The organism is Microcoleus sp. MON2_D5 (genome assembly GCF_036701905.1).
In the GTDB taxonomy this organism is placed as follows: Bacteria; Cyanobacteriota; Cyanobacteriia; order Cyanobacteriales; family Microcoleaceae; genus Microcoleus.
Window position 1 is genome coordinate 40,323 of sequence record NZ_JAUBRM010000046.1, and the last position, 11,485, is coordinate 51,807.

The 11,485-nt window shown below is 46.9% G+C and carries 10 protein-coding genes; 8 read left to right on the forward strand and 2 right to left on the reverse strand.

The features are described 5' to 3' along the window. Positions 1 to 137 precede the first annotated feature (137 nt). From QUA47_RS18110 to argH, 3 genes are all read left to right on the forward strand, one after another. Entirely contained in the window at positions 138 to 1,625 is a 1,488-nt protein-coding gene (locus QUA47_RS18110; RefSeq protein WP_333431735.1) for a PP2C family protein-serine/threonine phosphatase, read from the forward strand. Continuing rightward, a complete protein-coding gene (locus QUA47_RS18115) occupies positions 1,615 to 1,854 on the forward strand; it encodes a hypothetical protein (protein ID WP_006632362.1) in 240 nt (79 codons plus the stop codon). Before QUA47_RS18110 ends, QUA47_RS18115 begins: the two co-directional genes overlap by 11 nt. 288 nt (positions 1,855 to 2,142) lie before the next feature. Then, positions 2,143 to 3,528 carry an argininosuccinate lyase gene (gene argH, locus QUA47_RS18120; protein WP_333431736.1) on the forward strand — a complete coding sequence of 462 codons (1,386 nt, stop codon included), beginning with the start codon at positions 2,143 to 2,145 and terminating at the stop codon, positions 3,526 to 3,528. A 99-nt stretch (positions 3,529 to 3,627) separates the two neighbouring features. Here argH and QUA47_RS18125 read toward each other — a convergent pair whose 3' ends face one another. Next, positions 3,628 to 3,816, reverse strand: a complete 189-nt coding sequence (locus QUA47_RS18125) for a hypothetical protein (protein ID WP_006632360.1) — start codon at positions 3,814 to 3,816, stop codon at positions 3,628 to 3,630. Positions 3,817 to 4,281: 465 nt separating this feature from the next. Between QUA47_RS18125 and bcp the strand changes: the two genes are divergently transcribed. From bcp to QUA47_RS18140, 3 genes are all read left to right on the forward strand, one after another. Beyond that, positions 4,282 to 4,755, forward strand: a complete 474-nt coding sequence (gene bcp / locus QUA47_RS18130) for a thioredoxin-dependent thiol peroxidase (RefSeq protein ID WP_333431737.1) — start codon at positions 4,282 to 4,284, stop codon at positions 4,753 to 4,755. Between the two features lie 77 nt (positions 4,756 to 4,832). Further along, entirely contained in the window at positions 4,833 to 5,288 is a 456-nt protein-coding gene (locus QUA47_RS18135; protein WP_006632358.1) for an NUDIX hydrolase, read from the forward strand. 158 nt (positions 5,289 to 5,446) lie between these two features. Beyond that, the gene (locus QUA47_RS18140) at positions 5,447 to 6,253 is read left to right on the forward strand and encodes an alpha/beta hydrolase (RefSeq protein WP_333431738.1); all 807 of its coding nucleotides are present in this window, start codon (positions 5,447 to 5,449) and stop codon (positions 6,251 to 6,253) included. 88 nt (positions 6,254 to 6,341) lie between these two features. On the opposite strand, the gene QUA47_RS18145 is transcribed toward QUA47_RS18140, so the two are convergent. After that, the gene (locus tag QUA47_RS18145) at positions 6,342 to 7,244 is read right to left on the reverse strand and encodes a pantothenate kinase (RefSeq protein WP_333431739.1); all 903 of its coding nucleotides are present in this window, start codon (positions 7,242 to 7,244) and stop codon (positions 6,342 to 6,344) included. A 315-nt stretch (positions 7,245 to 7,559) separates the two neighbouring features. Between QUA47_RS18145 and QUA47_RS18150 the strand changes: the two genes are divergently transcribed. Together QUA47_RS18150 and QUA47_RS18155 are read left to right on the forward strand one after the other, a co-directional pair. Then, positions 7,560 to 9,668, forward strand: a complete 2,109-nt coding sequence (locus QUA47_RS18150) for a GAF domain-containing protein (RefSeq protein ID WP_333431740.1) — start codon at positions 7,560 to 7,562, stop codon at positions 9,666 to 9,668. Between the two features lie 618 nt (positions 9,669 to 10,286). Then, positions 10,287 to 11,485 (forward strand): Calx-beta domain-containing protein (locus tag QUA47_RS18155; protein ID WP_333431741.1); only part of this gene is annotated, 1,199 nt, incomplete at its 3' end.

Consider the following 11,485-nt stretch of genomic DNA (forward strand, 5'->3'; position numbering starts at 1 on the left):
TGATACGAATGTCCCAGTACATAACCTACTTGCTCAAACCAAACTACTTGTTCTAAAAAAAACGGGTTTCTGTTCAAGTGACCCCTAAGTCCTCAATCATTCCTCCTCCCTCTAAGATCGAAAATCACAAATTTAAAATGACTGCTGTGCCTTTGCCTCGCCCCTCACCTCAACCTGCTGACCGCCCTTCGGGTCGCAATTCCACCGACGCGACGCCAGTATTTGCCCTCAAAGAACTGGTGGCGCGTTTGCACCGATATCAGCACAACGTTCAAGATATGTTGGGTTCGCTGGGATTTGCCCTGCGAAGTTTTAACAATCTCAACCAATTTTTGGAGTTGGTGCCTTTGGTGGCGACTCGCGTTACTGACGCCGACGGGGGAGCTTTAGTGCTGTTCAAACCCAACGGTCAAGTCAGGTTTCAGCAGTTGCATTGTCAAGAAGGACGGCAGTGCCAAGATATGCGAAAAGCGCTGGAAATAGCCACCAGGCAAGCTACAGCAGGTGCGGGCGCTACTGCTGCATCGTTTTCTGAAACCTCTGGGCAAACTTCTAGTCTAGACCTGCAAGTCGGTCGTTATTTGGGCCCGGATGTTCATTTGTTTGGGGCGCCAATTTTAGTCAACAATTTGGAACGCGGACGCCTTTATGTTTTTAGCAGTGATCCGCAATATCTCTGGACTCCCAGCAGACAAAAATTAGTTCGGTTGGTGGCAGATCAAACCGCCGTGGCTATTTGCAAAGACGAACTTACTGTTAAGTTGGCGGAAAAAGACCGCTTAGACAGAGAGTTAGAAATCGGGGCGGAAATTCAATTGCGGCTGCAACCCCGCAGTTGTCCGAAAATTCCCGGTGTTGACGTGGCCGCCCGCTGCCAAACTGCTAGCAGAGTCGGCGGAGATTATTATGATTTTATTCCCGCTGACTATGACCCGATCGGCAAGGAGAATGAGGGGGAAAACCCCCCATCCCTAATTAAAAATCTCAAGTCCAAAATCGACAAGGGCCGCTGGAGCATTGTGATCGGCGACGTGATGGGCAAAGGAGTACCGGCTGGCCTGTTGATGACGATGACACGGGGTATGCTGCGGGCGGAGGTTTTGAACCGCCACTCGCCGTCGAGAATTTTGCAACATTTAAACCGGGTTATGCACGCGGATTTGGAAAATTCCCATCGTTTTGTGACTCTGTTTTATTCGGAGTATGACCCGAAAACTCGCGTTTTGTCTTACAGCAATGCAGCTCACCACCCGCCTTTGCTGTGGCAAGCTGCAACTAATTCGATTGTTCAGCTCGATACTTTGGAGGGAATGTTAATTGGCCTGGATGCTGATTCACATTACCAAGAAGCTCAAGTGCAATTGCAGCCAGGAGATACTATTATTTATTACACAGACGGATTTACCGATGCTGCTAATCAAAGGGGCGATCGCTTTGACGAGGATAACTTGACCTCGGCTTTTCAGTGGGCCTGTCAAAATTACCAGCACTCTGAAGAGATTTTGGATTATTTGTTCGATCGTGTACACCAGTTTATCGGCATCGGCAATCGTAACGAAGATGACATGACACTGGTTGTACTTAGGGTAGCACCTTTAGCAGGAGAAAATCACCATGATAGTTAATTTAATGCCGGAAATTACTGCTGGATTAACCAGTTCAATTAATTGGAACGATGTCGCTCACGTGTTAGTTGTGAAATCTCATTTGAGATCGACGGTGGTTTTGGGTCAAAGCTACGAACTTTTTACAAATTTCCAGAAAGCTTGGAACAATTTTGTTTCGACTGGTCAAATAGGAGCTTTTTTTATAGGTATTTTTGTTGGCTGGTTCTTTAAAGGGATTTTTCGTTAGATTTTTGGTCGAAGGAGGGATGGGGAACGGATTTAAAAGGTTTGTAGCCAAAACTTCACTTCTTTCTGATGCAGCAAAAGTTTCACAATTTTGTAGTCAAGACTTCAGTTTTTTCGGGTCAAAAGATGTATAAAAACTTTGTAGTCAAAACGTGAGTTTTTTCTTACAGAATTTGGGAGGGAGGATTAAAGTCCCGACTACAAACCGGAGGAAGGACTAAAATCTTTGCTACAAATCGGTTTTTATAGACTTCTGCAACAGAGATATAATCTAGTTTTAGCTTGAGCAATGACAACACAACAAAAAACTTGGAGTCAAAGATTTGAATCGGCGCTGCACCCAGCGATCGCCCGATTCAATGCTAGTATTGGCTTCGATATTGAATTGATTGAGTACGACTTGACGGGTTCTGTCGCTCACGCGAAAATGCTGGCAAAAACAGGGATTATTTCCGCAGCAGAAGGCGAACAGTTAGTCAATGGTTTGGAACAGATCCGCCGCGAATACCGCCAAGGACTTTTTGTTCCGGGAGTTGATGCAGAAGACGTTCACTTCGCTGTAGAGAAGCGGCTGACGGATATCGTGGGGGATGCGGGGAAAAAGCTGCACACGGCCCGATCGCGCAACGATCAAGCCGGCACTGATACTCGGTTGTATTTGCGCGATCGCATCGCAGAAATTCGCGAGCAATTGCGGGAATTTCAAGGAGTTTTGCTCGATATTGCCGATCGGAACGTGGAAACTTTAATCCCCGGTTACACGCACTTGCAGCGCGCTCAGCCGATCAGTTTGGCTCATTACCTGTTAGCTTATTTTGAAATGACAGATCGCGATTGGGAACGTCTCGGCGATATCTGCAAGCGGGTGAATGTTTCGCCTTTGGGTTGTGGCGCGCTGGCGGGGACGACTTTCCCAATTGACCGACATTATACGGCAGAACTATTGCAGTTTGACAAGGTTTATGCTAATAGCTTAGATGGAGTGAGCGATCGAGATTTTGCGATCGAATTTCTCGCCGCAGCTAGCTTGATTATGGTACACCTGAGCCGCTTGTCAGAAGAAATGATTTTGTGGTCTTCTCACGAATTTGGATTTATTACGCTCAAAGATAGCTGCGCTACGGGCTCGAGCATCATGCCACAGAAAAAAAATCCCGACGTGCCGGAGTTGGTGCGGGGCAAAGCGGGGCGGGTGTTCGGTAACTTGCAAGCCTTGTTGGTAGTAGTGAAGGGACTTCCTTTGGCCTACAACAAAGATTTACAAGAAGATAAAGAGGCTTTGTTTGATACCGTAAGAACGGTACAGGGTTGCTTGGAAGCAATGACGATTTTGCTGCGGGAAGGAATCGCGTTTAACGGCGATCGCCTTGCTGCTGCTGTTACGGAAGACTTTTCTAACGCTACAGACGTAGCCGACTACTTGGCTGCCAAAGGCGTTCCCTTCCGGGAAGCTTACAACCTTGTCGGCAAAGTCGTCAAAACTTGCCTTTCGCGGGGCAAACTCCTCAAAGATTTGACACTTGAGGAGTGGAAAGACTTGCACCCAGCCTTTGAGACAGACATTTACAGCGCGATCGCACCTCAGCAAGTGGTGGCGGCTCGCAATAGTTACGGGGGTACCGGGTTTGAACAAGTGAGAAAATCACTTATCGCTGCGCGCGATCGGATCGCCTAAACATCGTTGAATTATTGGACAAATTCCGGCTGGCTATCTCTACGAAAGAACGATCGTGTTTTCCACTCTGGTTCTAAGTTCGGCAGATAGCCTCAGCAATTAATCTTCAGCAGCAGCCATGTCTTTGTCTCTGCCACCGCTCATGGCGCCCATGCCACCGCCGTTGCCGCCGTCAAATCGTCTTCTCTTGTTGGAGAACATATCTTGATTTCTCCGCTTGCGAAACTTGCGAGCGTATGCTTGATTTCGTTGTGCCTTCTCTTTCTTGAGATTGCGGCGCTTAGCCATTCTGACCTCACTAATAAACATTGACAGTCCCCGGGCTTTCACGCCCAGGGATTCTTAAGTTTGACACTCTGTGCACTCTGGGTGACTAAGATTCTTGGTTCAGCGAAGTCACTTACTGGCGACAGGATTGCTCCAGCCAAAATATAGGTGTCTTCTCCCCAAGCGTAAATTCCGGTATGCCATACCGTACTCGATCAGTTCTCTTTATGTAGTTAGGTTTTCTTCAAATTTAGCTTTCCTAAACCGCAACACCGTTAGGTGTGACTACGCACTCAACTAATCCAGTTAAGTTTTTACGTTGTCTAGTTATACTCAATTTTAGACCGATGACGATCATAGCACACCCGGTACAAGACCCAGAAAAAAGAATACGGGGATTCAAGTCGGTGGGAATGCGGGCCCGATGGGACGCAATGTTTTCGCTCTTGCGGAATATTTCTATAAACTCTTGACAAAATACGACAAATGACGATTTATTCCGGTGACGTAGCTCCTGTCTTCAGCCTGCCCGACGCGCAAGGCAATGTCGTCAGCCTTGCAGATTTTCGAGGGCGGCGAGTTGTACTTTACTTTTATCCTCGGGACAATACCCCAGGCTGTACCAAAGAAGCTTGCGGCTTTCGCGATATTCACTCAGACTACGAGTCGCGGAATATTGCAGTCCTCGGCGTCAGCACAGACGGGGCCGAGTCTCACGCCAAGTTTGCAGCTAAATATCAACTGCCCTTTCCCTTGCTGTGCGACTCTAACGCCGAAGTTGCTAGCGCCTACGGCTGTTACGGACTAAAAAAATTTATGGGAAAAGAATTTATGGGAATTACTCGATCGACTTTCGCGATCGACCCAGATGGTAGGATTGAAAAGGTTTATCGGAAAGTCAAACCACAAACTCACGCGGCGGAAATCCTAGCAGACTTGCCAGACCTCTGGCGTGAATGAAAAATTAAAAATTAAGACTCCGGAGCTGCAAGCTAGGAGGCCTGAAGTTATTATCTCCTAAACAAGCTTTTGAGTTTATGCGTCGATTGTGGCAAATTGTACAAACTGTGCTGGGACTGATTTTTCGACATCCTGTCACTGGTACTGCGGTGATTCCCGTATTGCCTGACGGGCGAATTGTGTTAATTCGCCGCCGCGACAACGGTCGCTGGGCACTGCCGGGAGGTATGGTGGATTGGGGAGAGGATATTCCGACAACTGTGCGCCGGGAATTAGCAGAGGAAACAGGACTCGATTTAGTCAAAATCCGTCGCTTGGTGGGTGTTTATTCGGCTGCCGATAGAGACCCTCGCCTGCACTCGATTTGTATCGTGGTGGCTGCAGAGGTGCAGGGCAATATGCAAGTTCAGGATACGCTTGAAGTCAGTGAGGTTGAGGCTTTTTTGCCCGAATCACTGCCGGAGGGCGCGCTCAGCCACGATAACGACCAACACTTACAGGACTATTTTCAAGGCCTGACAACTTTGGCGTAAATCGGCGGCGCATCCAAATTTGAGAAAAGTCGGAAATTACCTCGCCGTCAAAAATTGTCTGTGATGACTGTGGAATTAATTTTTAATGTTTTCCTACTTTAATTCACAATCTCTGAAGATTAAATTAATCATCTTTTTATTACTAAATATTTAACCGGATGTACTCACCGCTACGCAATTCTCGGATCAAACTCTCTGTAGGGCAAATCTTCTGGCACGAAGTCGGTCAAGGCCCGAATTTAGTATTTTTGCACGGTTCTTGGCAGAACAGCAGTCAGTGGCTGAGGACGATCGAACATTTGAGCCCCTACTACCACTGCTTCGCACCGGATTTGCTGGGGTTTGGCGACTCGGAACGCCCGAATCTTCATTATTCGATCGACCTGGAAGTAGAATGTCTCGCTCAATACCTCGATACTTTGAAACTGCGAGAGGTTTATTTAATCGCTCACTCTCTCGGTGGTTGGGTGGCCACCAGCTACGCTATCAAATATCCCGATCGAGTTCAGGGTTTGGTTTTGTTGGCCCCAGAAGGCCTCAAGGTTGGCAACCGGCGGGGGCGGTGGCAGACGGCTAGCTGGCTGATCGGCAAACCACCCCTCGGTTTTTGGTGGCTGCGATCGATCTATCCAATTGCTAAGTTGCTGGGTACTCAAAACAAGATTGACAGACTGCTAAAGTTCAGACAGCAGTTGATTCAGTCGCGAGTTGCCGTGCAGTTGCTGTTCCGGCGGCGGCGGGCTGAAATTACAGCGGAGTTAGTTGATGAGAATTTGCCTTTGCTGAAAGCGCCTGTTTTGCTGTTGCACGGTTCTGAAGATACCGCCGCAGCTTCGTCTCTGTGTCAATCCTATGCTGCTCTGGCTCCTAATGCCGAACTGCAATTGGTCAGTTCGGGGGAAAGCAATTTGCCGCAGGAAGTCCCGGATGTTGTTGCTAAGTATATTCGGGAATTTGCTAAGTGAATTGGGAATTGGTAAGGAAGAAAGAGGCAAGAGGGAAGAAGAATTCGCCATTACCCATCCCGCTTAACAATGACTCATAACTTATGACTCATAACTCATGAGTAATTCCCCAAAAAATGGCTTCGGGTGCGTCAATTACTGCGGAAGCTGTATCAGGAAAGGCTGCGGTAAGGTATTTTAAAAGCATAGTGCGATCGCCCCCGGTGAGTGCAATTTTGCTATCAGGAAAGAAACACCGCCAATCTTCAATAAAATCCCTAATTCCTGCCACCGTCGCATACACAACTCCGCTTTGAATTGCCTCAGCAGTATCTTTCGCCCAGCGGTGCGGCAGATTTTTTGGTAAACTAATTAAAGGTAATGCAGCGGTTTTTTTACTTAGCGACGATAACTGCAAACCCAAACCTGGTAAGATTGCGCCCCCAACTAAATACCTATTGACATCAGCCCCAGTAAATGTTAGAGCTGTACCAGCATCTATAAGTAAAACTGGCCAACCGAATTGGTTGCCAGCCCCCAGTACAGCCAAAGCTCTGTCAATTCCCAGGGTAGGATAGAGTCCCCCGATCGGCAACTGGTCTAAAGTAATAATTCGGACATTAGGATAACTCTGCCAAATTGCTGTTTGCTGGGTAACTACTGAGGCCACAATTAGAGGCAGCGGCACTAAAGAAAGTGTGTGAGGACTAGAAAAAGCGGGAGTAGCAGGAAGAGAAAGGAGATTTTGAGAAGATACTTCCTCGATCGACCTCATTACTGTTTGCACCAAATATTCTGCCTTTTCCTCCTCGGAGAGCGGGGAAACAGCATCAGCAGTGAGATGCTCTGTATCCCAGGTTTTCTCCAGGGTTTTGCCCACAAATAATCCCCAGTGCAGCCGGGAATTGCCGATCGCCAAAGCTATTTTAATCTGGTCTTTACCTATTAATCCAGATATAAGGTTGTCGGTTCTTGGTGGCGAACGAAAATTGTCGGGAATTGAGTTTTCCATGTCGATCGAGCGCGCGCAAACATTGAACTAAAGATAGATTTTAGATTAATTTTATTAGGTTAAGCGGGCGGTTAACTCTATTTGACATCTGACCAAGTTCCATGCCACGCGCCAATTAGTATTGTGGGCCACAGAGGGCATACTTGCTAAATATAAATATTTGTAAAGCAAAAAATTGCTTTGCTCAGGCTGCATCCTTTATAATGTCTTAAGATATTCCAAAAGTCCTGGTAGCTGCGATGGGGCTGTTGGTGGGGTAAGCATAGGTTTAAAAAAACAGACTCAATCAAAATACTGTACAACTCCTGAGTAAATATGTCTTTAAAAATACAAGAACACGAAAACCCCTGGCAAAGAGTCACTTCGCGGTTGCCTGAATCTGAAAACTGGAGGCAGGAAGAAAGTCTTTCGCTGCCGGAAGTAGACCAACAAAAAGCCCTAATCGTGCAGATGCAGCAGCAAGTTCAGTTATCAAACTTGCTGAACCAAATTAATAACGAAATTCGCAGTACACTTGACATAGAAGAAATTTTGACATCGGCCTGCCGATTGCTGGGGCAAGCGTTAGAGTGCAGTCGCGTGAGCATTTTAGTCAAAGAATCAAATACAGAAAAAACTTTAGTCACGCGCGGAGAGTACAACGCGGGCGACTATCCGATTCAACTTGGTATGAAAGTACTGATGACTGACAACCCGCATTTGGCTGCCGTCGTGTCTCAGCAAGAGTCGCTAGCAGTGACGAAGTTTCTCGATTTTCCGGGATTAAACCCACAAACCCGAAAAATTGCCGAAGCTTTGGAGATTAAGTCAATGGTGGCAGTAGCTACTCGCTATCAAGGTCAAGTGAATGGCATAATTGGCTTGCATCAGTGCGATCGCGAACGGGAATGGACTGATTGGGAACGGCAGCTTTTAGAAGGGGTAGCATCGCAATTGGCGATCGCGATCAATCAAGCCAAACTCTATAGCAAAACCAGGCGCCAAGCCGAACGAGAATCGCTGCTGCGGCTGATCGGCAACCAAATTCGCAGTACCCTAGATCTGGAAACTATCCTACAAACAGCGGTGAGGGAAGTCCGCCAAATGTTGCAGTGCGATCGAGTAATCATCTATCAGTTTCAAGACAACTGGCAAGGAAAAGTTGTTGTTGAAGATATGGTCATCCCTTGGCCTTCAATTTTAGGAGATATGGGGGCGGATAAGTGTTTCCGGGGAGATTACGCCGATCTTTACCAGCAAGGGCGAGTCAAAGCCATTAATGATATTTTTAATGCTGGTTTAGAGCCTTGTCACGTTGATTTCTTAGACCGTTTGCAGGTAAAAGCTAATCTGATCGTGCCGATTGTTACATCGAGAACTGAAGAAAGTTCCCCGGAAACAGCCGGAAACTATAATCCTAAATTTCCCGGTAGGCTGTGGGGTTTGCTTATTGCTCACGAGTGCCGGGATACCCGCAATTGGGAGCGACAAGAAATGGAGTTGCTATCCCAGATAGCCAACCAAATGGCGATCGCCATTCAGCAAGCAGAACTTTACAGCCAAGTCCAAGATGCTGCGGTAAAATCTCAAGCTCAAACCCAGCAATTGCAGGCTGCGTTAGAAGAATTGCGATCGGCGCAACAGCAATTGATTCAAAGCGAAAAAATGTCAGGTTTGGGGCAAATGGTAGCGGGAATTGCTCACGAAATTAACAATGCCAACAATTTCATCCACGCTAACTTGTTTCATGCTCAAGAATATTTTAAAGCCTTAAACGAAGCTCTAGAACTGGCCGGGAATTCCTGCCCGGAAGCAGCGGAGGCAATTGTCAGAATCAATGAAGAACTAGAACTCGATTACATTCGAGAAGACTTTGGTAAACTGATCAATTCAATGCGGGAAGGAAGCGGGAGGATTCGCTCGATCGTGATGACGCTGCGAAGTTTTTCTCGTTTAGACCACGCTGAATTAAAACCAGTAGATTTGAATGAAGGTTTAGAAAGCAGTTTCTTGATGCTGCAAAATAAGCTAAAAACCCATATAAAAATAGACAAGCAATACGGCAGTTTACCGCCCGTCGAATGTCATGCCAGTCAAATCAACCAAGTATTTTATAATTTGATTGACAATGCTTTAGATGCGCTTCAGTCAACGAACAAACCGGGGGAATTAACCATCCGCACTTGGCAAAGTGAGCCGGACTGGGTAACAATCTCTGTCCGCGACACGGGAACTGGCATTCCTGCAGAAATTCAAGACAAGATTTTTGACCCGTTTTTTACTACTAAACCTGTCGGGAAAGGCACGGGTTTGGGACTTTCAGTGTGCTATCAGGTAATTGTTCAAGCTCACGGTGGCAAGATCAGTTGCGTCAGTCAGGTTGGCGAAGGAACTGAGTTTATTGTAGAGTTGCCGCTGACAAATCAGAGGAGGGTAAGTGCATAATTCCTGCTTTAGTCAGATTAAGCCTGTTTTGTCACTCTGGCAGTAGTATAGAACCCATTTGACATCTTTTAGCGATCGTCAATCACGTTACTGAGCAGCAATAAATTTGTTTTTTTACCATCGCATTTTTAATGGAATCAGATTTAACTTACGCCCGAACCTCAATTTTCAGAAATTCCCAACTGGGTGATGCTTAGACATATAAAATTCTAAGTATTTTTACTCAAAATTGTCTCTCCTGATTCACTTTTGCCCCCTGAATCAGTGAAAGCTGCCTCTTGGGGGCCGAAATCGGGGATTTAAGCTCTCCTCTACAGATGTGGAAAACCCGCTTTTTATAGGGCTGAAAAAAAGATCGCACTTTCTCCGGATAAAACCTATTGATGATGAAAGTTAAACATCTCTAGGTAAATATGTCTAAGTAGGTGTAATTATTTACACCAAACATTTGTTCGGGGGCAATAATACCTTCAGATGCTGATTGGGCAAGCATTTTTACTGGATTTACCTGCACGTATGAGGAAATTTTTCTTGCAGTGACCGATCGCTACAAGAAAGCCCAACCTCTGGTTTTCAGTCACTTCTAATCCTTAATTACTCATCATCAAAGGAGAAGCTATGGCTACTTCATTCACTGGTTCTTTGGGTACAACCACTAATTACAGCAGCATTAGTGACCTAATTAAACAATGGCCTACTGCCGCCCAAGATCAAGGCATCCAACTGTCTGGGATAGCTTTTGATGACGTGGAAACGAACTACACCAACCCTACTGTCATCAGCAACCTCACCTTAGCAACGAACGAAAACCCTAAAAGCTGGTTGAGCTACGGCGGTGTCGCTGGTATTGGTGTCCCATCTGATTATCCTGGTTGGTTCACCGATGTCAATAAAGTTCGGGCGGAAATCAACCATAACCCCAACACCGATAAATCTCAGGTGCTGAAGGTGAAATGGGCAGATAACAAAGACATCACTAGCGCCACGATCGGCCTCAGTGGATTACTTCCCAAATCAAGTTCTGCAGTGAACGATCAAGGTAATGAAGTTGGTTTCCTACAACTCTTTAATAATGGGACGGCGGTATCGGCCAGCAATTTTACGATCACTCGCCTCAACGCTCCGACGAGCGGTCAAAAACCGATCGCTGTGTCTTCAGATGGAGTGACTTTCATTGGCGATCGTACCGATGGCAATTTCCAATTCCAGGTACAATCAAATTCCACTAGCGTCGCTTTTGACGAACTGCGGTTCAAGGCCAAAGCCTACGATAGCCCCACCGCTGCCTACCTCGGCACCTCCTCCAAAAACGATAGTTCCGACTACCTAGTGCGGAGTATTCAATATCAAGGCATTGATGTGACGCCGACGCCGACGCCGACGTCTCCAAGTCTCTTCCAGTTCGCCCAACCAAATTACACGGTGGCAGAAGGCGGCGTGGCTACGGTTAACGTTACTCGCACCGGTGGCACGGCGGCTGCATCGATTAACTACGCTACTTTTGACGGTTCGGCAAGTTCAGCAGGCACAGCAGCGGATTACACTACGGCGGCGGGGGTGTTGAATTTTGCTGCGGGGCAAACAACCGCTAGTTTCACCGTGACGGCTTTGAGTGATTTGAGTGTGGAATCGCCGGAAACGGTGAATTTGGTGCTCTTCGGTGGCAATGTCAGTAATCCGTCAATTTTGACGATTAATGATGTGGCGCCAACTGGGACGACGCCAACTCCGACGCCGACTCCGACGTCTCCAAGTCTCTTCCAGTTCGCCCAACCAAATTACACGGTGGCAGAAGGCGGCGTGGCTACGGTTAACGT

Bases quoted from the DNA above. Each gene is read 5' to 3' on its own strand.
- QUA47_RS18110 (WP_333431735.1), top strand. From the start codon at position 138: ATGACTGCTGTGCCTTTGCCTCGCCCCTCACCTCAACCTGCTGACCGC.
- QUA47_RS18145 (WP_333431739.1), bottom strand. From the start codon at position 7,244: ATGGAAAACTCAATTCCCGACAATTTTCGTTCGCCACCAAGAACCGAC.
- QUA47_RS18125 (WP_006632360.1), bottom strand. From the start codon at position 3,816: ATGGCTAAGCGCCGCAATCTCAAGAAAGAGAAGGCACAACGAAATCAA.
- argH (WP_333431736.1), top strand. From the start codon at position 2,143: ATGACAACACAACAAAAAACTTGGAGTCAAAGATTTGAATCGGCGCTG.
- QUA47_RS18115 (WP_006632362.1), top strand. From the start codon at position 1,615: ATGATAGTTAATTTAATGCCGGAAATTACTGCTGGATTAACCAGTTCA.
- bcp (WP_333431737.1), top strand. From the start codon at position 4,282: ATGACGATTTATTCCGGTGACGTAGCTCCTGTCTTCAGCCTGCCCGAC.
- QUA47_RS18150 (WP_333431740.1), top strand. From the start codon at position 7,560: ATGTCTTTAAAAATACAAGAACACGAAAACCCCTGGCAAAGAGTCACT.
- QUA47_RS18135 (WP_006632358.1), top strand. From the start codon at position 4,833: ATGCGTCGATTGTGGCAAATTGTACAAACTGTGCTGGGACTGATTTTT.
- QUA47_RS18140 (WP_333431738.1), top strand. From the start codon at position 5,447: ATGTACTCACCGCTACGCAATTCTCGGATCAAACTCTCTGTAGGGCAA.